General features: G+C 36.0%; 18 protein-coding genes, 2 tRNA genes and 4 pseudogenes. 10 read left to right on the top strand and 14 right to left on the bottom strand.

The features are described from left to right. Positions 1-500 precede the first annotated feature (500 nt). A pseudogene (locus OM961_RS06110) lies at positions 501-1098 on the bottom strand (transposase); the annotation flags it as partial. 63 nt (positions 1099-1161) lie between these two features. Here OM961_RS06110 and OM961_RS06115 point away from each other — a divergent pair. After that, a pseudogene (locus OM961_RS06115) lies at positions 1162-1805 on the top strand (IS630 family transposase); the annotation flags it as partial. An 88-nt stretch (positions 1806-1893) separates the two neighbouring features. Next, positions 1894-3219 carry an IS4 family transposase gene (locus tag OM961_RS06120; protein ID WP_264339118.1) on the top strand — a complete coding sequence of 442 codons (1326 nt, stop codon included), beginning with the start codon at positions 1894-1896 and terminating at the stop codon, positions 3217-3219. 14 nt (positions 3220-3233) lie between these two features. Here the strand turns inward: OM961_RS06120 and OM961_RS06125 are convergent. The 3 genes and pseudogenes from OM961_RS06125 to OM961_RS06135 all read right to left on the bottom strand — a co-directional run. Then, a pseudogene (locus OM961_RS06125) lies at positions 3234-3443 on the bottom strand (phage portal protein); the annotation flags it as partial. A gap of 235 nt (positions 3444-3678) precedes the next feature. Further along, positions 3679-3942 (bottom strand): type II toxin-antitoxin system RelE family toxin, encoded by a 264-nt coding sequence (locus tag OM961_RS06130; RefSeq protein ID WP_080717643.1) that lies wholly within the window; start codon positions 3940-3942, stop codon positions 3679-3681. Continuing rightward, positions 3918-4151, bottom strand: coding sequence for a DUF6290 family protein (locus OM961_RS06135; RefSeq protein ID WP_010081986.1), 234 nt, complete (start codon positions 4149-4151; stop codon positions 3918-3920). The genes OM961_RS06130 and OM961_RS06135 overlap by 25 nt, the downstream gene beginning before the upstream one ends. A 227-nt stretch (positions 4152-4378) precedes the next feature. Between OM961_RS06135 and lipB the strand changes: the two genes are divergently transcribed. Both lipB and OM961_RS06145 read left to right on the top strand, forming a co-directional pair. Continuing rightward, on the top strand, positions 4379-5020 hold the full coding sequence (gene lipB / locus OM961_RS06140; RefSeq protein WP_264339731.1) for a lipoyl(octanoyl) transferase LipB: 642 nt from the start codon (positions 4379-4381) through the stop codon (positions 5018-5020). Next, positions 5020-6045, top strand: coding sequence for an LD-carboxypeptidase (locus OM961_RS06145; RefSeq protein ID WP_182309597.1), 1026 nt, complete (start codon positions 5020-5022; stop codon positions 6043-6045). The genes lipB and OM961_RS06145 overlap by 1 nt, the downstream gene beginning before the upstream one ends. Positions 6046-6613: 568 nt before the next feature. Here OM961_RS06145 and terL read toward each other — a convergent pair. Continuing rightward, a complete protein-coding gene (gene terL, locus OM961_RS06150) occupies positions 6614-8077 on the bottom strand; it encodes a phage terminase large subunit (protein ID WP_253303711.1) in 1464 nt (487 codons plus the stop codon). Between the two features lie 113 nt (positions 8078-8190). Beyond that, positions 8191-9131: pseudogene (locus OM961_RS07730) on the bottom strand (IS5 family transposase). Between the two features lie 142 nt (positions 9132-9273). Here OM961_RS07730 and thrS point away from each other — a divergent pair. Next, positions 9274-11175 carry a threonine--tRNA ligase gene (gene thrS, locus OM961_RS06170; RefSeq protein ID WP_264339636.1) on the top strand — a complete coding sequence of 634 codons (1902 nt, stop codon included), beginning with the start codon at positions 9274-9276 and terminating at the stop codon, positions 11173-11175. 12 nt (positions 11176-11187) lie between these two features. After that, positions 11188-11706: a translation initiation factor IF-3 gene (gene infC, locus OM961_RS06175; RefSeq protein WP_264339637.1), complete on the top strand. Its 519-nt coding sequence runs from the start codon at positions 11188-11190 to the stop codon at positions 11704-11706. 28 nt (positions 11707-11734) lie between these two features. Here infC and nuoF read toward each other — a convergent pair whose 3' ends face one another. Continuing rightward, complete coding sequence (gene nuoF / locus OM961_RS06180; protein WP_010962959.1) at positions 11735-12988, bottom strand: NADH-quinone oxidoreductase subunit NuoF; 1254 nt, start codon at positions 12986-12988, stop codon at positions 11735-11737. Between the two features lie 19 nt (positions 12989-13007). After that, a tRNA-Lys gene (locus tag OM961_RS06185) sits at positions 13008-13080 on the bottom strand. A 320-nt stretch (positions 13081-13400) separates the two neighbouring features. Between OM961_RS06185 and OM961_RS06190 the strand changes: the two genes are divergently transcribed. The 4 genes from OM961_RS06190 to OM961_RS06205 all read left to right on the top strand — a co-directional run bounded on the left by OM961_RS06190 (position 13401) and on the right by OM961_RS06205 (position 16165). Further along, a tRNA-Ala gene (locus OM961_RS06190) sits at positions 13401-13476 on the top strand. 214 nt (positions 13477-13690) lie between these two features. Continuing rightward, positions 13691-15166 carry a magnesium transporter MgtE N-terminal domain-containing protein gene (locus OM961_RS06195; RefSeq protein ID WP_264339638.1) on the top strand — a complete coding sequence of 492 codons (1476 nt, stop codon included), beginning with the start codon at positions 13691-13693 and terminating at the stop codon, positions 15164-15166. Positions 15167-15207: 41 nt separating this feature from the next. Beyond that, positions 15208-15693, top strand: a complete 486-nt coding sequence (locus tag OM961_RS06200; protein ID WP_264339639.1) for a hypothetical protein — start codon at positions 15208-15210, stop codon at positions 15691-15693. A 97-nt stretch (positions 15694-15790) separates the two neighbouring features. Then, positions 15791-16165, top strand: a complete 375-nt coding sequence (locus tag OM961_RS06205; RefSeq protein WP_010082372.1) for a hypothetical protein — start codon at positions 15791-15793, stop codon at positions 16163-16165. 72 nt (positions 16166-16237) lie between these two features. On the opposite strand, the gene ccmE is transcribed toward OM961_RS06205, so the two are convergent. The 6 genes from ccmE to nuoL are packed head-to-tail and all read right to left on the bottom strand — an operon-like array spanning position 16238 to position 22463. Continuing rightward, positions 16238-16630 carry a cytochrome c maturation protein CcmE gene (ccmE, locus tag OM961_RS06210; RefSeq protein WP_264339640.1) on the bottom strand — a complete coding sequence of 131 codons (393 nt, stop codon included), beginning with the start codon at positions 16628-16630 and terminating at the stop codon, positions 16238-16240. After that, the gene (locus OM961_RS06215) at positions 16614-16751 is read right to left on the bottom strand and encodes a CcmD-like small membrane protein (RefSeq protein ID WP_010962957.1); all 138 of its coding nucleotides are present in this window, start codon (positions 16749-16751) and stop codon (positions 16614-16616) included. Before OM961_RS06215 ends, ccmE begins: the two co-directional genes overlap by 17 nt. Beyond that, the gene (locus OM961_RS06220; RefSeq protein ID WP_010082374.1) at positions 16748-17791 is read right to left on the bottom strand and encodes a biotin--[acetyl-CoA-carboxylase] ligase; all 1044 of its coding nucleotides are present in this window, start codon (positions 17789-17791) and stop codon (positions 16748-16750) included. Before OM961_RS06220 ends, OM961_RS06215 begins: the two co-directional genes overlap by 4 nt. A 17-nt stretch (positions 17792-17808) precedes the next feature. Beyond that, complete coding sequence (locus OM961_RS06225; RefSeq protein WP_264339641.1) at positions 17809-19173, bottom strand: NADH-quinone oxidoreductase subunit N; 1365 nt, start codon at positions 19171-19173, stop codon at positions 17809-17811. Continuing rightward, positions 19170-20612, bottom strand: coding sequence for a complex I subunit 4 family protein (locus OM961_RS06230; protein ID WP_264339642.1), 1443 nt, complete (start codon positions 20610-20612; stop codon positions 19170-19172). Before OM961_RS06230 ends, OM961_RS06225 begins: the two co-directional genes overlap by 4 nt. A gap of 3 nt (positions 20613-20615) precedes the next feature. Then, on the bottom strand, positions 20616-22463 hold the full coding sequence (nuoL, locus tag OM961_RS06235) for an NADH-quinone oxidoreductase subunit L (protein ID WP_182309334.1): 1848 nt from the start codon (positions 22461-22463) through the stop codon (positions 20616-20618). Positions 22464-22465 lie beyond the last annotated feature (2 nt).

Here is a 22465-nt window from a genome sequence, read left to right on the forward strand (position 1 = left end):
AAGCGGATAATAACCACGGGGCTTCTTTTGCCTTTTTTTTCATTTGGTAAATTTCTTAATGTTTGTGGCTGAACGACAACCGTCATCCCGCTACGTGTTAGCGGGATCTCTTGTTAGCGGCTGAGATACCGCGAATGAATCGCGGTATGACGTAGGACTGCTGTCATTCCAGCGCGTGACGCTGGAATCCAGTTCTTATTACCTGGTGTAAAGTTAAGTTTCCTGGATCCCAGTGTCTGGGCACTGGGATGACAAGAAAGGAGCACTGGGATGACAAGAAAGAGGCTACTTGGATAACAGAAGAAGGAGGCTACTTGGACAACACCCTGACAACCATCATCCCGCTACGTGTTAGCGGGATCTGGAAATACCGCGGCGGTATGACGTAGGACTGCTGTCATTCCAGTCTGGAATCCAAAAAAGGATGATGTCATCCCAGTGCTTGACACTGGGATGGCTTTGTTGCATCACACTTTATGAGATGGTGATTTATGGTAAATTCATGTAACTATCTCAAATTTAGCCATACCAATATCAGTGAATTTATTAAGCAAATAGCATTTAGTTCTTTTTCTCGATTTATCTCAGATTTATTCCTAAAACTAAATCCGAATATTTGCTTTAATCTTGAGAAAAACCCTTCAATATAAGATCTTTTCCCATAATTTACTTCTTTTTTCCATTCTTTCATGCCATCTTCACCGTATAATTTTATTAACCTAATAGCAGCATTCCTGTTAGACATATAATCTATTTCTGGATGTTCTGCCGCATTGTTTATTGGTGGAATTTTTGTCTTTATATCATATTCGTTACACAACTTATAAAACTTGTGCCTATCACATGCTCTATCTGCATATAGTGCTTTTATGGCATGCTGAAAATCAACTTCTTTTAGCAAATCACAAGCTCCATAGTGATCAGCCGTTACTGTATTTTACAGCTATGGCTTTTTTGTTGTTTATATTCAACATTACGTGCAATTTTCTCGTTTGCTCATAGCCACGATATTTTCTGTCAGTGCTATTTTCCTTGCTGTGTGTTGTTGTATATACTAATTCCTGTACTGTCTATAGCAATTTCGATATCTTCCATATTATAGCTCTTTCCATAAAAGTCCGGATGTGATAGGATAAGGGTAGATGATGATAAGGAGGTTGAATGCCAGCAGCATATAGTTATGATTTAAGAAAAAAAGCAATGGAAGCGCTAGACGAAGGAGAAAGCAGAGAAACAGTGGCAGCAAGATTTAAGATTGGACGAACTACTTTATGGGAGTGGCAGCAAAGAAGAAAAGAAACAGGAGACTTTCAATCAAAAAAACTTGGAAATGGGGGTTACAATCACAAAATTACCGACTGGGATACCTTTGCCAAATTTGCCAGAGAACACGGAGGAAAGACTCTATCGGAAATGGCTAAACTTTGGAACAACGTTAGTATCCAAACGATCTATCGAGCCCTTAAAAAAATTGGATTTACGTGCAAAAAAAGACATATGGATACAAGGAAAGAAACGAAGAAAAACGTGCTGAATTTTTGAAAATTATAGCGACAAAAGAACCTAAAAACTTAGTGTATATAGATGAGTCTGGCATTGATAACACCGAAGACTACCCCTACGGATATTGCCAGAAAGGACAGCGGTTTTATGCCTTAAAATCTGGAAAGAAAACTCAACGAATCAGTATGGTTGCAGCCTTAAGTGGAAGAAAGATAGTTGTTCCGTTAACCTTTGAAGGCCACTGTAATATGGATGTTTTTAATGGATGGTTTGAGCAATTTTTGACACCGATCTTGGAACCATACGCGTCAAGTTAAGGAAATAAAGGTATGAAAGAGATAGAATAATAAGGTATAAGTTCTCCCAGATATACTTTTAGTGAGAGAACCAATGAATAAAATAACTTGCTTATCAAAAAAGCTCAAAGAATTTTTTAATGAAAAAGCAGAGAAAATCTCAATTACAACAAGGTTTATAAAAAGAAAGAGAAAGCTAAAAGGTTCATCATTCGTAAAAGCCATGGTCTTGGGTAATATAGGAGTTGATAATTGTAGCGTAGAAACAATGTGTCAATTACTAAACGAGGACTCGATAGATATAACAAAACAAGGTTTGGATTTTAGATTTACTGAAGAAGCAGTGGAATTTATGAAAAGGATGTATAATGAATCTGTGATTCTCTTTAAAAATATCTTGCAAGTTGATTGCAAAATCTTACAGCAATTTAATAGTGTTAAATTATTGGACAGTAGCTATATTACTCTACCTAACAGTATGGAAGAGATGTATAAAGGTTATGGTACTAGCTACAGTGGCTATGAAAGCAATACTAAGTCTGGAATAAAGTTACAATTAGTTTTCGACTACATGAATCAGATAATAGACCAACTTAATTTAACGGAGGGGGTAAGATCAGACCAGGGATATAGGAAACATTTAAGTAATATATTAAGCAATGATTTGCTAATATCTGATCTCGGTTATTTTGTGCCAAGTTCTTTTAAACAAATCAATGAAATAGGAGCTTATTTCATAAGTCGTTATAAATCCGATACCAACATATATGATGTAGAAACAAATCAAAAAATGGAGTTATTAGAATGTTTAGAGGATAAGTTATTTTTAGAAAACGAGGTATTGTTAGGAAAAGAAGCAAAAATTAGAGTAAGAATTATATGTCAGAAACTAACTGAAGAACAGTCTATGGCCAGAAGAAGGAAAGCTAATAGATTAGCAAGATCGCAGGGATATACATCCTCTAAAAGAAATCAAAAATTGTTGAACTGGTCAATATTTATAACTAATGTTCCAGAAAATAAAATTAGTGCTGAGCAAGTATTAACGATTTACAGAGTAAGGTGGCAAATTGAGTTATTATTTAAATTGTATAAAAGCCATATCAGGCTTGATAAGCTAAAAGGAAAGCCATGCAGAGTATTATGTGAACTATATGCTAAATTGTGCGCAATTCTTATATTTCACGGCATAGTTGGTTGCACAGAAGTGAAAAAGAATACAGAACTTAGCTTAACAAAGGCATTTATTGAGCTAAAAAGGCGGGTTAGAGAGTTATTTTTAGTATTAACCAAAATTAATAGTTTAAAAGCATTTCTTAAAAAACTCACTATAACTTGGTCGCGATTTTCATTAAAAGACAAACGTAGAAGGGCTAGAGTATCCACTTTAACCTCTCTAAATTTGCTCACAATCTCTTAACTTGACGCGTATGGTTCAGTAAGCTGGCAGAGAGTAAAAGGTACCGAAGATGCAGCACTTGCAATCATATTAATTGCTCGAAAGGCAATAACATTTTTTATGTAACCTTCCTCAGCAAAACTTACATAATCACGCTTACTCCAACTTGGCTCCATCATTAGCTGCAAAGCAGAATATTTAGTAAATACTGCGCTTTTTTTTCTTTGAAAAATATTGAGATTCATATATGCCTCCTAAAAAATTGAATTTGTGGTAGAATTATATCAATTGGTGTCACAGGAAGGATATACTAACGTACGAACATTATGTTTGAGAGCAATCTCTACACAGTAGTTAAATGGCAGGCACAATAAGGGGTAGCAAAAAGAATGAGCTTTTTTTTTGAGCTGAGCAAAGCCACCTAAGGTAGAAAATGAATCAGGAAGGAGTAAAAATATATTTAATATTTATATGATGTACTTACTTATAAATATCTTTTCTGTGTCCTATCTCTGTGATAACCACTTCATATTTTATAATATTTACGGAATAGATAACGCGATAATCACCTACCCTTAATCTTCTTTGTCCTTTAAATCTGTAATATAATGGCTCACCAAGGTTAATGGGATCAACTGTAAGGCGCTTATTTATCGCATTTATGATCCTTAATCTTATTGTTTTTGGAAGAGCTGGAAGGTCTTTCTCAAGAACGCTTTCTATGAAGATAATATTGTATTCCAGTCTACATCCTCACTTCTAATTTTCTTTACACCTGAAACATTACGTTTAGCAGCACGCTCAATTAGTATTTTATCTTCCTCATTTTCAATTGCTTCTTGTATTAGCTTCTCTGTTAGTTCTTTAATGGACTTATTTCTTATTTTAGCCAGTCCAGCAAGACACTCTGAAATTTCGTTGTTGAAAGTTATGCTAAATTTTGAGTTTGCCATATATTTTACCTAAAATCTACTAATAATTATACAACATTTTTCTGAATTTTTCAATAAAAAAAGTTGCCTATACGTAAAGAGGACCTGTGTTGACAAATAATTAAACATTTGTCATGTACTATGTTTGTTAAGGAGAAATAGCACAGAAGTTAGTATTAAGTATATTAGGAATAAGAAAGGCTGCGCTCAGTGTCACACACTGGAATAACAGGAAAAAACGAACTGCTATACTAAAAAAAAAGAAATTGAACATGACAGAATGGCTAATATCTAATCAGCTTATTGATTATAACTGTGCCGTAAAATCTATGGAAGAGAAAATTCAACAAATTCACAATAATTCAGCAGACGAATTAGTATGGCTACTCCAGCACCCTCCACTTTACACTGCAGGAATCAGTGCAACAGCTGATGATATTGTTGAAAAACTATTTCCCATATATAAAACAGGAAGGGGTGGTAAACACACATATCATGGTCCAGGACAGCGCATTATATATTTAATGTTAAACCTTAAAAAAAGAAACAAATGCGATATAAAGCTATATATTAGAGATCTAAGTAAGTGGATCATAAATGTTTTAAAGCAATTTAATATACTTGGAGAGTTTAGAGAAGATAGAATAGGCATTTGGGTAAACCATAACGGAGTAGAAAAAAAAATTGCAGCTTTTGGTATCCGTTTAAGAAAATGGGTAACTTATCATGGCATAGCGCTTAACGTCTTTCCAGACCTCTCTCACTATAAGGGTATTATTCCTTGTGGGTTGCAAGGTTATGGCGTCACGTCAATGGAAGAACTAGGAGTGAAAGTTCCACTCTCTGAATTGGATGATATACTAAAAAAAGAGTTTTATAAGATATTTTAATGATTGTTTACCTTTTATATTTCATTCTCACTTTATGTGCTAACACAGGTATTCATGCAATCGACCAAGTTGATATTATTGCTCCTTCTTCGAAGGGAAAAGAATTAGATCTGACTACTATAAAAGAATATGTAGAAGCTTTGGATTTTAATCCCCATATTTCGGAGAAAATATATAGTAATGATAATCCATTTTATTCCAACTCTGATGAATTCAGAGCAAATGATTTGATTAGTGCACTAACCGGTGATAGTAAAATAATCTGGTGTATCAGAGGAGGAGAAGGGGCTTCTCGGTTAATTCCCTATCTAGAAAAGTTACCCAATGATAAAAAAGAAAGGATTGCTCAAAACAAAAAGATCCTCATAGGCTATAGCGATATAACTGCCTTGCACATCTATCTACAAGCTAAATATGATTGGCAAACTCTTCACGGCACCATGTTGGAAATGATAGTAAATAACTCCGTTTCTGAAAGCTCTGTTGAAAAATTGAAAGAGTTAATTCTTAACAAGCGGGATTCTATCAGATTTGATAACCTAAAGACGATAAATAATGGCATTAGACTAAAAGATGGCAGATTAGAGTCTAAAATCATCGGTGGTAATATGACTTTAGTTGAAAACAGTATAGGAACTGTTTGGCAAATAAATGCGAAAGGTAAAATTCTATTTTTAGAGGACATAAGAGTCTACCCATACGCAATAGAGCGCAGTTTAGATCACCTAAAACAAGCTCACATCTTTGATGGAGTACATGCAGTAATCTTTGGGGATTTCGTTAACTGCTATAACGATAACCTTGTTGAAGTTGTAAAAGAAAGGTTTGCAAAAAGTGTTAACTTTCCTGTATTTACTATGAAAGGGGTAGGCCATGGACATACAAATGATCCTTTACCTTTTAACACTCACGCTATTATTAGCGTTCAAGACGAAAAAGAAGGTTTGTTTTTTATGGACGTGCAGAATTTAGCTAATCTTATAGCTAACGCGAGCTCTACGTCATACCGCCGCAGTATCTCTTAGCCGCTAACACGTACTTAACCGTCATACCGCGATTCATTCGCGGTATCTCATCCGCTAACAAGAGATCCCGCTAACATGTAGCGGGATGACGAATTGCTTAACCGTCATGCCGCCGCAGACCGTCATACCGCCGCGGTATCTCTTAGCCGCTAATACATAGCGGAATGACGAAGTTATCGTCATGCCACCGCGAACCGTCATACCGCCACGAACTGTCATACCACCACGAACCGTCATACCGCGATTCATTCGCGGTATCTCTAGATCCCGCTAACACCTTACTATTACCCACAAATAAAAACATAATATTGTATTTACTCAAATAATTTAATTTTATTAACCTGAAAGCTTATTAGATTAAAATTATTAAACTAAGAGTTATAATTTTAGCAACTAAAAGCTGTAAATTGCACCATATAAACAGTTATTTCAAGCAAAAGTTATGCCATTAAGAGCTATGCAACAAACATTTATATTTGTGGGTAATAGTAAGCGCTAACACGTAGCGGGATGACGGTTGTCAGGGTGTCATGCAAGTAGCTGACTACTTGGATCTGGTAGGCTTAAATCACAATGCCCGTAAAGCTGCGACCCTAGAGCTACTATCTCTCACCCACTGCAAATATTGCACGGTACTATCCACTTGATCATCGTGTCGAGTTTCAGGAAACATTAAAATCTCATACTCAAAATCGTTCAGCCATACTGCTTGGTGCGGCAGAAAAACCTTGCCAGACTCTATAATCGGAACAATTTGATAAAATCGAGTGAGTTTGTCATCATGTGGTACTATTTCGATAATTGGTAAATCACTGTTTGTCTTTAGCTCTTGCACCAATTGCTGACCACTTGTTTTTGCTTCGATTAAAATTGCGTGCGGTGTCCATCTTGCAGCTAGTGACAGAACTTGCTCTTTAAGCTTTGGATACTCAAGCTTTGCGCGATATACATCGAGTAAATAGAATTTATTGCCCACTTTTGTCCAGGTGGTGCAGACGCTAAAGTTGCTCATGCTGCTTGTTGAAACTGCAGTGTCCCAGCTCTGAGTGACATATGAGAGACTATCAGAAAAATTTCTATAGCGCTTCAGCCACTCTCGTTTAATTATACCACTTGAAAGTGGCAGAGGGTTTTGTTGATATTGTGCAGCAAAAGCGTAACTTCCAAGTTCAACCTTTATCATCTCAACTTCTTCTTTTCCTCCATCGAGGGGATATAGCAACTGACCTTCTTCTCTTGAGTATAATATTACGGGTGGTGTCATTCTAGCACTTGATGCTGTAATCCAGCTTTTGTACTCATTTGTAGTTACTCGGGTGACAGGAACAAGAAAAGGAGGCGCTGGCTTTTTGATTGAATAGATAATCTCCTTATTTTCAGATATCATCGGTAAACAAGTATGGTTCCATATGTTTTTCGGTTTGGAGAGAAGGTGCCCGGTTAAATCTTCTTGATGTAGCCTATGCATCACAAGAACAATTACTCCTTTTTTTCTATTGTTGAGCCTGGCTACTAAAGTCTGGTCAAACCAATTTGTAGCACGCTTTCTAAACGTTTCACTCAAAGCTTGGGCGGGACTCAGTGGATCATCCACGATGATGAAATCACCACCTTCACCTGTTAACGTCCCTCCAACGGACGTTGCAATTCTGTATCCTCTCTGCACTGTTTGAAATTTGTATTTGGTATTCTGATCTTTGGATAGTCCTACCTCTGGAAACAGCTCTCTATACCAACTAGACTGCATTATGCATCTTGTATCGAGCGAGTGCTTTTCGCTAAGCAGCCGAGAGTAGCTTGCAACTATTATTCTTGCAGTTGGCTGATTTCCCAGTATCCATGCGGGCCACGCAACACTAGCGCACAGGGACTTCATTGAACGCGGAGGCATATTGAATATTATTCGCCTCATTTTGCCAACATTTGCCGCTTCAAGTCTGTCTGCTATGACTTTTATATACTGATAATCATTATACTCACACCCCGGCACTACCGTTTGAAAACACAGTTCAATGAATTTTAGAAAGTTCATGATATAATGTTGAAAGATGTCATCCAAGTAGCCCCTTTCTTGTCATCCCAGTGCTTGACACTGGGATGGCTTTGTTGCATCGCTCTTCGGATAGTAGGTAACGCACAATAAATTTATGAAGCTATCTCAAATTTAGCCATACCAATATCAGTGAACTTATTGAGCAAATAGCATTTAACAAGTAGTTCCTTCTCTCTATTTGTCTCAGATTTATTCCTAAAACTAAACCCGAATGTTTGTTTCAGTCGCGAGAAAAAACTTTCTATATAAGATCTTTTTCCGTAGTTTGTTTGCCTTTTCCACCTCTTCATTCCATCTTCGCTGCATGATTTTATTAGTCTAATTGCAGCATTTCTCTCAGCCATATAGTCTAACTTTGGATGCTCTGCTGCGTTGTTTTTCGGAGGAATTTTCGTTTTTATACCATATTGATTACACAGCTTATAGAGCTTTTCTCTGTCATATGCCCTATCTGCATATAGTACTTTTATGACATACTGAAAATCGACTTCTTTTAGCAAATCACAAGCTCCATAGTGATCAGCCGTTACTGTATTTTACAGCTATGGCTTTTTTGCTGTTTGTATTCAACATTACATGCAATTTTCTTGTCTGTTCATAGCTGCGATACTTTCTATCTTCGCTATTTTCTTTGCTATGACCAGGAGTGTTGTTGTATATACTAATTCCTGTACTGTCTATAGCAATTTCGATATCTTCCATATTATTTTCTGCAATCATTGCTCTTAATATTGAGTTTCTTAAACCTTCTTGATGATTGTGAATAGCTGATAACTTGCAAATTTTTCCCAATTTGCTCAAGGTATCCTGCTATAAACCCAACTGTTTGCCTCAGGCCTATTCTAAATAAACAAGTTATTATGTGCACCAAAATTACAACTTTATCGCTATAAATATTGTTGCCACCTGGTATTTTTGGACCATTCTCGTACCACTTTTCTATGGCTTCGTTGATATAATGAAAAATATTTCCTCTTTTTTCTAGAAATTTGTTATATTCGCTATGGTTACTGACCCTCATTTTTTGTGGCATATTTTTTCTTTCAAGGTTAAATGGCTATTTTATAATGAATTTTGTCAGTAGCCACCAGATTTTTTCAGTTGCTATGCAACAAAGCCATCCCAGTGTCACGCACTGGGATGACAAAGAGAGGGTTAGACAAAAGGGTCGATAAATGATTAGGATTACTTTTTCAGCCGAACAAAAAGTAAAAGAATACAGTGGTAAAGTTACTGGCTTTGATATATTACAACCGGATGTTTTGAAAGAAGCAATTGCCTTTAAGGTAAATGGTGAGTTGCATGATCTCTCACGTGAAATTGAAGCTGATGCAGAGATAGAGGTGATACAACTGAGTGACGAAGTGGGTTTAGATATAATAAGGCATGATGCTGCTCATATAATGGCGCAGGCAGTGAAAGAGCTATTTCCTAATACTCAGATTACTATCGGCCCAACAATTCAGGACGGTTTTTACTATGATTTTGCTACAGATCGTACCTTCACTACGGACGATCTTACCGCAATAGAAAAGAAAATGAAAGAGATTGTAAAAAGTAACCACAGATTTGTTCGAGAAGTTTGGACTCGCAAGCAGTCAGTTGATTTCTTTAGTGGTATAGGCGAAAAATATAAGGTTGATATTATCTCATCCATACTAGAGGGTGAAAACCTAACTGTTTATAGGCAAGGTGATTTTGTTGACCTATGCCGTGGTCCGCACTCACCATCAACCGGTAGAGTTAAAGCGTTTAAACTTATGAAAGTAGCGGGTGCATACTGGCGAGGTGATGCAAAGGGCCCAATGTTGCAGCGAATATATGGCACAGCATGGAGAAATAAGGATGAATTAAACGCTTATCTTGAGTGTCTCAAAGAAGCAGAGAAACGTGATCACCGCAAAATTGCCAAGGATATGGATTTATTTCACATCCAAGAGGAAGCTGTCGGGCAGGTTTTTTGGCATGAACAAGGATATATTTTATATAATGTTCTTGAGTCTTACATCAGAAAGAAGCTAATAAATAATGGCTATTTTGAGGTAAAAACTCCTATTTTAGTAAGCAAAGAGCTGTGGGAAAAATCTGGACATTGGGATAAGTTTCGTGAAAATATGTTTATTGTTGATGAATCTGAAAGCAAAAAGCTAGCAATAAAACCCATGAATTGCCCCTGTCATGTGCAGATTTTTAATTCTCACACCAGAAGCTATCGTGATTTACCGATACGTATGGCAGAATTTGGTACGTGTCATAGGAATGAAAGCTCAGGCTCATTGCACGGACTGATGCGAGTGCGTGGTTTTACGCAAGACGATGCACACATTTTTTGTATGGAAGAACAAGTGAATTCTGAAACTATAAAGTTTTGTGACCTTTTAAAAGAAGTATATTCAGAGCTTGGATTTAATGAAATTTCTGTGAAATTTTCAGACCGTCCAGATATTAGAGCAGGTAATGATGAAGTGTGGGATAGAGCTGAAAAAGCGCTGCTTGAAGCCGTTAAAGAAGCGGGCTTGAGTTATGAACTGAGCCCTGGTGAAGGTGCATTTTATGGTCCAAAGCTAGAGTTTGTTTTGAAAGATGCAATAGGCAGAAGCTGGCAATGTGGAACATTGCAAGTTGATTTCATTTTACCAGAACGTCTGGGAGCTTTTTATATAGGGGCAGATGGGCACAAGCATCACCCTGTCATGTTACATAGGGCAATTCTTGGGACTTTTGAGCGTTTTATCGGAATTTTGATAGAAAATTATGCAGGAAAATTTCCAGTTTGGCTTGCTCCAACGCAACTTGCTATTCTGACCATTACAAATGAAGCTGACGGTTACGCCACAGAAATTAGCAATATTTTAAAAGAACAAGGTGTGAGAGTCAAGACTGATTTGACCAATGAAAAAATTAGTTATAAGATACGTTTGCATAGTTCAAACAAGGTTCCTATATTGTGGATTGTAGGCAAAAATGAAGTTACAAGTAAAACTGTGTCAGTGAGAAATTTAGGATCGGAAAGACAGGAGTCTTTTTCTTTGGAGAAGGCTATTGAATTGTTGTTAAAAAGTATTAATTTGAATTAAGGGAGTTAAAGTTTGCAAGTTAAAAAGAACAATAAAAACAGAATTAATGGATTCATCACAGCTAAGGAGGTACGCTTAGTTGATCACAGTGGTGAAATGATCGGAATCGTGCTAATAGAACGAGCTTTGGAGCTTGCACAGGGTGTTGGTTTAGACTTGGTAGAAATTGCACCTGATTCAACCCCTCCAGTATGTAAAATTCTGGATTATAGCAAGCAAAAGTATGATATAAAAAAGAAAGCAAGTGAAGCAAAAAAGAAACAAAAAACATTAACTATAAAAGAAATTAAACTGGGTCCCAATATTGGTGATCACGATTACGGAACAAAATTGCGTCAAGCAAGAGACTTACTTGCCCACGGACATAAAATTAAAGTCACAATGAGATTTAGAGGGAGAGAGCTTATAAGCACTGAAGTTGGACTGGAAAAATTAGAACGGCTAATTCGAGACACTGAAGATATCGCAAAGGTAGAATTGGCACCTAAAAGAGAAGGGAATCAATATTTTTTAGCTCTGGTTGCTAAGTAGCAAAACGGCTTAAGAAGTATAAGTAAAGTTAAATTATCGCTCTCTCTTTGATAACATGGCGAAAATGTCTTATTAATCCTTGAATCGGCCAAGCTGCAGCATCGCCAAGTGCGCAAATTGTATGTCCTTCTATTTGAGTTGTAAGGTCAAGCAGCTTATCTATTTCATCAGGCTTAATATCTCCTGCCACCATCCTCTTCATAATCCTCCACATCCATCCAGTACCTTCACGGCATGGTGTGCATTGTCCACAGGACTCATGCATATAAAAGTGTGATAACCTCTCTATTGCAGCTATTATATCAGTTGATTTATTCATCACTATTACAGCAGCAGTACCAAGCCCTGATTGTGCAGTTCTTAATGAATCAAAATCCATTTCAATAGTATCACATATAGATTTTGGAATTAATGGCACTGAAGACCCACCAGGTATTACAGCAAGTAAATTATCCCAACCTCCTCGCACTCCACCTGCGTATTTTTCAATTAATTCACGTAATGGAATTCCGAGCTCTTCTTCAACATTACACGGGTTGTTTACGTGCCCTGAAATACAAAAGACCTTGGTACCAGTATTATTTGGTTTACCAAGAGATGCAAACCATTCTCCTCCGCGATTCAGAATATCTGGAACCATGGCTATAGTTTCAACGTTGTTTATTGTGGTTGGGCAGCCAAAAAGTCCAACACCTGCGGGAAATGGAGGCTTCATGCGAGGAAAGCCCTTTTTTCCTTCAATTGATTCGAGTTGAGCTGTTTCTTCCCCACATATGTAAGCTCCTGCGCCCCTATGGATAAACACATCAAGATCATAACCTGATTTGCAGGCATTTTTTCCAATTAAACCTTCTTTATAGGCTTCCTCAAGTGCTTTTTTTAGAACTAAATATTCATTATAAAATTCACCCCTGATATAAATATATGCAACTGATGCGCTGATCGCTTTGCCGGCCAGGAGAATTCCCTCAAGTAACTTATGTGGCTCATATCGCAATATATCTCTATCTTTACATGTACCAGGTTCTGACTCATCTGCATTGACTACTAAATATGCTTTTGGGAGATTTTTGGGCATAAAGCTCCACTTAAGGCCGGTGGAAAATCCTGCACCCCCTCGACCTCTCAAACCAGATTTCTTTACTTCATCAATGATCTTTTCTGATCCTAAATCCAGTAATTCCTTTGTTTTTTGCCAGCTACCACGTTTTTTTGCACCCTCAAGTAGTGGAGTTCCTTTACCATTTAGGTTGGTGAATATTTTGTCTTGTTCTTTTAGCATGTTTTTCAAAATTTGTGAGTGATCCCGACGCGATTCGAACGCGTGACCCACTGATTAAAAGTCAGTTGCTCTACCGGCTGAGCTACGGGATCATTTCATTTTTCAGCTATACTAAACATCAATACAGTTTTTATCCGTTTTAATCAAACTAAAATTTTCATGTGTGGTTAAATAAATTATATAATATACTGCGTTAGTGATAATTTAGTTAAAAAATTTTTAAAGGAAAACTTCTTGTTAATTTTCAGTTCACAGATTTATTTGGATGGTGTGACGTATAACGCTAAGGAGACAAAAAAATAGAGAAGTGTGTACACCCTGCAGAATTTGTACACTATTTAGCAATAGCCTAATAGATAAATATTTCTTGCATTTCAGCCTGAGTGATTTATGCTTTAAGCAAGAATTACCTGGGGGTATAGCTCAGCTGGTAGAGCATCTGTTTTGCACGCAGAAGGTCAGCGGTTCGATCCCGCTTGCCTCCACCAGTCTATACAGCTCTAGCCGCCACAAAACCTGTCAAAACAGCTTATTTTAATCTATGAGTGTTTTATACTAGTTTCCTAAAAATCCCTATTTCTTTTCGTCACTTCTCTCTACACAAGTAATGTTTGTTATTATAATTCTGATATATACCAACTTAACAATAAATTAATCAATAAATGTTAGAATAGCTATAATTAAATTTATTAGGTAATACTCATGAGTGGAAAAAAGCATGTTTTTAAGATGATACCTGGAAAAGAGGTGTTTAGAAAAACCCCGACTACAAGGATAAAGTGGCCTGAAGGTAATGATCCTACAATGCCTATTAAAAAAGTTGAGCTTGTATCGCTGGATGATAAAAACGATGTAGTACTAGGCTTATTGCCTATAAAACTTTGCAGCAGTTCTTGCCTAGACAGTTACATATGTCTGGAGGAAGAAAATGAAGGAAATCTGGTAGCCAAAGATTATAAAAGTGATTCTAACTTAGATTATGTAAAAAGTAACCATACATTTGTATATTACGGTAATGAGTTGGCTAAGTTATCATATACAAGAGAGCTTGTGCAGCCTTTCAAAACTATGTGTAGCAGTTCTATTAAATCAAAAAAATTGGAATACAAATATGTAACATGGGAAGATTCAGGTACTGGCAACAATAAATATTATTTTTCAGACGAGGCAGGAAATATAATCGATTCACCTGACAATAAGGTATTACAAGACATTATGTTATACTACGGTGAGAGACATATAAGAGATGTGCTACTGTTGCTATCAAACGCGTTTACTAAAGTTTTTATTCAGGGCCTAACAGACGACCAACTAAAAACTCTTACCAATACTCTTAGTAACGAGCAACTGCAAAAAATAATTCCTGAACTGAGCTCAAGCCAACTACAGACCTTAGCAAAGAACTTAACAGATGAACAACTCCAAGCTTTAGTGGATCATCTAACCAATCACCAATTACAAACTCTTGCTCAGGAACTAAATCCAGAAAAGTTACAAATAATTGTTCCTATTTTAAATGATGCTCAGCTTGAAGCTCTAGTTAGAAACTTAAATCCAGAGCAAGTAAAAGAAATTTTACCTCACTTAAAAGTGGATCAGTTCAAAGCACTTATTAAAACTTTAAATGACGAGCAATTTACAGTGCTTGCAAAAGACTTGGCTGAGCACCACTTGACAATACTCTCCAAAGAATTAGAAGGTGATCAGTTGAAAGCTTTAGTAAATAGTCTGCAAGAAGAACAACTGAAAGACTTAGTTAATAAGCTTGATCCTGAGAAACTCGAAGCAATTGCTCAGGATTTAACTGATTCTAATAAGATTCAGATTATCATTAAGTCTTTAGTTGACAACCCAGACAAACTTCAAGCTTTTGCTCGCAATATGTCTAATGAGGAGTTTAAAGAACTTTTGGATAACGTAGGCGCAGAAGAGCTTAAAGACATCATTCACAAACTGCCTTATGAGAAAGTGACAGCTGTGATCGGTGATCTCAGCAATCAAGATCAGTCTAAAGCTATTATTGATGCATTAAAAGGGAAACTTGACGAGCAGAGTAAACAGAACAAGGAAATGATTGAGATGCTCAAGCAAATCAAGGACGATATGCCAGGCATTGCAGAAGCTCCAGATTTTACAATAGTAGAAAACAATAACGATTCAATGCTACTTGTATGGTAGCAATTTATGAAAATCAATTTTTTTATAGGAGGTAACTTATTATGAGTAAAAACAATGTAGAATTATATTTTGGTGACGAGCCTTCAGACCAAAGTAAATTACTAAAACTTGAGAGCCCGGTTTTTACAAAACCAGATTTTGTAAAACCAAGTATAGATTCAGTAAAAATTCAGAATAAAGAAAAAGGTGCTAAGGAGTTAGATTTTGATATAAATCAGCCACTGGAAAAAATACCTATAGCGGAAATGAAGCAAACAGCCGCAGCTATAACATACCTTAAAAAGGTTTATGATGGCTTGATAGACAGTATTAATGAGTATAACACAAGTTTAAGCAGTAACATTACAACTGGCATAGTGGAGCCACTGTCAACAACTATATCAAATATAGGGAACAATACAACTGAAATAAAAAGTCAACTTCAAACTCTTCGAGATGAGCTTCAGGAATTTCGTGATGATCAGCCAGGCATTGCAGAAGCTTCCATATTCACTCATGCTACTGGCGAAGAGAACGGGTTGCTTTAATAAAAAAGGTAATAGCTTGCTAGCTGTTACTCTTTCCACATACCACTTCAATGTAGCTGAATTGATTTTAAAATTATAATTTTTTATAGGAGTTAGCATGAATAATAGTAAACAAGAAAGCAAAAACGAACTTAAAGTAATAAGCAAAATAGAAGTTAACACCAAACCTAAAGGTTATGATGAAACAGTTGCGCGAAATCCAGCGCAGCTTGGTTATGTCCACAAAGCTTTAGATAAATTAATCGCAGAGCTGAACACGAAATTCGTTCCTGAATTGGATGATGTATTGCATAACAATAGCAACTCTATCAGTCAATTAAATGACATGCTAACAGAAGAAAGGAGTAAGCTTGACGAGCTAATTACAAAGGTTGGTAATGAAAATAGTGGTTTAGTACAGAGCCTGAATAACTTACAGACAAAAGTAGAGGAATTAGAAAACAATACCATTAATGAACCAGATTGGGGTTAAACTGGAAAGAGTAATAGTCTCTAGGCTGTGACTCTCTCTACATACCGTTTCAATACAGCCAGGTTAAGGAATCTATTTTAAAACTTTCGGCATATAGTTCTCATCATGTTTTGCAAACACTGTATCTGCAAGAAAAGTACTATTATCAAACATTTTACCTTGCACAACAACACCACTTTTTTCTGAAAACATTGGTGGAAGTACTCCCTGATATTTCACCATAACGCTCTTATTAAAATCTGTCATTTGAAAAATCACTTCACTTTCGTTGCGTATCACGCTATTTTCAACAACCATTCCACCAACACGGATTAGTTTTTGACCATTTGGTAAAACTATTGCCTCACTTACTGTATAGAAAAATGAGATATTTTCTTTGAGCGTTGTTAAAATAAAAAAAACTGCACAACTTAAAAAGCAGAAAATTCCTGAAGTTATAAGTAATCGCTTATGTTTCTTCTTCATGATTATCTTTCAGGCTTTCTAGAATTTTTTTACTTTTAGTATAACAAGAAATGGTAAAAATTAGCTCTCCAGCAATCAGCGTGAAACTAATAAGGTAAGCAAAAATTACATATGTATTCATAATGCATTATCAATAAATAACTCACCTGCATCAAAATAAATTAAGCTTCCATCCTTTTGCTGCAACACCAATTTACCACTTTTATCTATATCAGCAAAAATTCCTTCATACAATTTGTCAGCTAACTTTACACTGATTTGCTCATTCATTTTGAATGCTTTTTTTAACCACATTTCTCTTATAGCATAAAACCCATCAAGTAGCCATTGCTTTCTTAGCTTATTAAAATTTATTATTAATTTCTTTAACAGATCTATGTTAGACACAGACTCACCGTAATTGCTAATGCACGTTGTTCCTGGAAGTGGTGCATGACTGACATTAATTCCAATTCCTATAATGAGCCAATTCGAATTGGATCTTTTTTCAAGCAATATTCCACTTATTTTCTTGCCATCGATTAGAATGTCATTTGGCCATTTATACTGGAGATTTAGACCATTTATAAATGACAGTATAGCATTTCCAACAGCAAGAGCAGTAACAAAAGTCAATTCTGTTAATTTGCTAACTTGATTCATTAAACCTCTTTCTATCATCCCAGTATTTTCCCCAGTGCTTGACACATAACTATGCGAACATTGCAATTTGCAGGTGGTATGTGGTGTCATTCCAGTGCGTGACACTGGAATCCAGTTCTTATTACACAGTTGCCTGATGTGCCCATTTGTAATTAAGTTTTCTGGATCCCAGTGCCAGGCTACTCGGATGACATCATCCTTGGTGGGAATACCACAACGTTTGTACAGTTGTGTGCTTGACCATTCTTCTTGATTTCTAGATTCCAGCGTCACGCGCTGGAATGACACCGAAAGCTGGCTTTCATTCAGATAATCGTTAAAGAGGTTTATTACCAAACTTGCATAAAAATTACCCTCTGGAGAAATCCAGTTTTTTCCGGTGCGCCCCCTGCCTTCTGTTTGTTTATCAGCAACAATAATAGTTTCATTTGATATTCCTTTATCAATTAAATCCAACGCTTCTTTATTAGTGCTTGAAACTTTTTTGTAATGATGAATATGAAAACCCTCAGGGGTCACCTTGTCAGCCCTTTAGTTCAATGAGTGAGTAAAACGTACAAGAAAAGAACGAGGTTGATCAGCGAAGCCACCGAAGTGATAATGAATAGGCCCTTAGAATAAGCAACCTTATTACCACTAGCTTTATCGAAATACATAGCTTTTATAATATTTAGATAATAGTAACACGATACAACACTCGCCACCACAAGGGTCAAAGACAGGCTGATAAAGCCAGAATTTATTAAACTTTTGAATATAAAAAATTTAGCGATAAAACCTGCAAGTGGAGGTATTCCCGACATCGAGAGTAACAGTACAGAAAGATGAAATGCTACAATTGGGCGTTTCTTCCCTATACCAGATAAATTTGCAATATCACAATCGTCATCGTCAATTTGTACAAGATATGAGAATAGCCCTATGCTTGTGATGATATATATCACCAGATACATTAAGGCACTATCTGTTCCTGCTTGTGTAAAAATAGAAAGTGAAGCAAATATAAAACCAATGTGACCAATTGAACTGTAAGCAAGCAGCCTTTTTAAGTTTTGCTGACGTAAGGCCCCAAAAGCTGAGATAAGCACAGACAATGCTGAAACGTATAAGAAAATAGGCTGAACATAACTTTTTACATTTACTAACTCTTCATTCATCAATCGAATTAAAAATGTTACAAGTGCAGCTTTTGGAGCTGTAGAAAAAAACGCAGTTACTATGGTAGGTGCACCTTGATAGACATCTGGAGCCCACATATGAAAAGGAGCAATAGCAAGCTTGAAACACAAACCAATAAGGATAAAAACTAACCCAAAAACTATTCCATAAGTTATCTGATGGCTTTGCAAGAATGAACCGAGCTCAGAGAAATTGACTTGTCCTGTATATCCATAAAGCAGCGACATTCCATATAGCATAATGCAGGAAGATAGTGCACTAAGTGTAAAATATTTCACTCCTGCTTCACATGAATAAGCTGAATCTTTATTAAAGCTCGCAAGAACATACAAAGATATACTCATCAACTCAAAAGCTAAATAAAAAGAAATCAGACTATTTGCTGAAACCAAAGTTATCATGCCAAATAGCGCAAAAAGAATCAGTATTGAAAATTCATATTTATAGTCATATTTTGATAAATTCAGCATCAAAAGTATTAAAATTCCTGTGCTGAGAATTAACCCTTGGGCTGACCTGATGTATAAATTGAGTTTTAACAACGAATTAAAGAGAAAAATTTCATTGTTTTCTGCCGAAATAATTAAAATAATCAAAGTTACCACTGTGCAGCCAAGTGCTAATAAGTTGATAGTTCGGCGGTTAAATATAATTCCAAGCAGTAGCAACACTAACGAGGAGATAATAGAGAACGTTTCCGGCAATATCTGTATATAATTCATAGCGCATTATATTTGACTAACAAATTTGCCATACATGGCTTCAAATAATTCAGTGCAAGGGTTGGGTAGAATCCAAGCAAAATAACAAACACTGCAAGCAGAATTAAGACAGAAAATTCTATGCTATCCAAGCGGTTATTTAATAATTTAGAATAGCTAACCCCCCATATTATTTGCTTACATAAATTCAGCATATAAACTGCGCTTAAAATAGTGCCAAGTGCGATAAATCCTGTAAAAAACCCTATGCTCTTAAACATTCCAACCATAGCCAAAAACTCACCTATGAATCCAGATGTTCCAGGTAGCCCTATTGAAGCCATTGAAAATAAAATGAACATAAAACCAAATTTTGGCATTGTGTTTACTATGCCAAAATATTTTGCAATCTCCAAAGTTCCAGTTCGAGTATATAGCATTCCAACACACAAAAATAAAGCAGCAGAAATAAGGCCATGACTAATCATTTGAAATATGCTACCCAGTACTCCTTCCTCACAAAATGAAAAGAGGCCAGCAGTAACGATCCCCATATGTGCTATTGAAGAATAAGCTATTAACTTCTTTATATCATCTTGAGCAAACGCAACTAGCGAAGCATATATCACCGCAATAATGCTCAGCACAACAACGAAATTTGAAAAATATAAACTTGCCTGAGGAAGCATTGGAATAGAAAACCTTAAAAATCCATATCCTCCCATTTTAATAAGCAAGCCAGCTAAAATCACAGATCCAGAAGTTGGTGATTGTACATGCGCATCAGGAAGCCAAGTGTGAAATGGAAACATCGGTACTTTTATTGCAAAAGAAATAAAAAATGCAATCCACAGCAATGACTGCACTTCAAGATCAAGGCTTGGCACTAATGTAGCTAATTTTTGTATATTAAACGTTCCAAAAATGTTATAGATGTAAACCAATCCAAGTAGAAATAATAATGAGCCAGTTAATGTATAAAGAAACAACTTAAACGTTGCATATACCCTGTGTTTTCCTCCCCAGATGCCAATAATAAAGAACATTGGTATTAAAACAGCTTCAAAAAACACATAAAAGCTTATAGCATTCAGTGAAACGAAAAAACCGACTACAAAACTCTCAAGCAGTAGAAACAATGCCATATAGGCTTTTAGGGTCGTATAACTCATTTTGCAGTTGTAGAGTATACAAATTACAAACAAGAAAGTTGTAAGCAGAAGGAAAAGCAACGATATACCATCTATCCCTATTCCAACATTTCTAATTGGGTAGCTGACAAACTGAAAGTCCGCATTGTTATAATCAAATTCTATACAAACTACAATGCTAAGCAAAAATGGAAGTACAGCAAAAAATAGAGCAAGGAATCTTAGGTGTATAGATTGATGATTAATCCTGATTAAGGATAAAATCAACGCTCCTATCAGTGGAAGCAAGAATATACTAAGTAACAGCACCTTCTATTTAATTCCAATAATATATAAAGCACCGATTATTAGAGTAACAAACATAATAAATGCATAATCAAATATATAACCAGTTTGTAACTTTATAGAACTTTTTGAACATTCATTAACCAACCTTACAACACCATTTGGTCCAAATGAATCAATAGCCTTAACATCAAACTTCCATAGAAGCCTAGATATAAACCTTATCGGTGCAATTATAACAAACTCATACACCTCATCAAAGTACCATTTATTCTGCAAAAACTTAAGTAAAAATTTACTCTTAATTTGCCTAATTACTTGATATTGGTAAATTAGGTACGCAAGTGCTATTCCACTTAGGCTTGCTAAGGTTGGCAGTAGTTTTATAAAGAAATTATGAACTCCATGCTCATCAATCATCACTAAACTTGATTTCCAAAACGCATTACTAGTTATGTTCAAAATATTTGCTCCCCATATTCCAGAAAATACTGATCCAAAAGCGAGTATCAGTAATGGTATAAGCATAATCTTTGGTGCCTCATGTATATTAATTTTACTTTGTTTTTGGCTGTGGAACACAAGAAGCAATAACCTCCAAGAGTAAAACGCTGTGAAGAATGCAACAACTAAGCTTATTACAAAAGCAAAGCTATCCGTGCTATAAGCATGTTCAATTATCAAATCCTTTGAATAAAAACCTGCAAATGGGAATATCCCAGAAAGCGCAAGAGATCCAATCCACATGAGAGCGTAAGTGCAAGGGATTTTCTTCCAGCAATTTCCCATTTTCTGAATGTTTTGCTCATGATGCATTGCATGAATCACATTGCCAGCACCAAGAAATAGTAGAGCTTTAAAAAAAGCGTGTGTCATTAAATGAAAAATAGCAACATTGTAAGCAGAAAGCCCACATGCCATGAACATATAACCAAGTTGACTGCAGGTTGAATAAGCAATTATTTTCTTTATATCGTTCTGAGTAATTGCAACGGTGGCTGCAAAAAAAGCAGTGAGTGCTCCAACGATAACTATTAATTCTCGTGCCACATTTGATAACTCAAACAATGGAGAACACTTTGCTACTAAAAATATACCTGCTGTTACCATCGTTGCTGCGTGAATAAGTGCAGAAACAGGAGTTGGCCCTTCCATTGCATCTGGCAACCAAACATGTAAACCAAGCTGTGCAGATTTACCCATACAGCCAATAAAAAGTAATATGCATATTATATGAGTTACTTTGAATTCACAGCAGAATGCCCTAATGTTCTGCGTGCCAAGAAGATCAGTTGTGTCGAAAACTTCAGTAAAATTCAAAGAGTGAAATGTATAATAAATAAGAAAGATTCCAATCAATAGTGCAAAGTCTCCTACCCTATTCACAACAAATGCTTTAATTGCTGCATTATTTGCAGAATATTTTTGGAACCAAAATCCTATGAGTAAATAAGAACATAGGCCAACCCCTTCCCAGCCAAAAAAAAGCTGCACGAAATTATCGCTTACAACCAGCACAATCATGCAAAACGTAAATAGCGATAGGTAAGAAAAAAACCTCGACTTCCCCTTATCATGCTCCATATAACCGATAGAGTAGAGATGTACTACCAGTGAAACGGTGGTAATAACAATAAGCATTAAGGATGAGAGAGCATCCACACTAATTGCCCAATTTACTTTTAAGATGCTCAATGAAAACAAAGGAAATAAACTCAAGTGATAATTTTCAGAGAAGGTGAGAAAAACATACCAAGATAAAACTGCAGATATTCCAATCCCTGCCGTTGTAACTAACTGACTTTTTCTAAAAAGTGCTGCAAATAGCGAACCAAAAAGTGGCAAAAATACTATTAATTTCAGTATATACGTCATAC

It is taken from the genome of Wolbachia endosymbiont (group A) of Cydia splendana (assembly GCF_947179475.1).
Classification (GTDB): domain Bacteria; phylum Pseudomonadota; class Alphaproteobacteria; order Rickettsiales; family Anaplasmataceae; genus Wolbachia; species Wolbachia pipientis.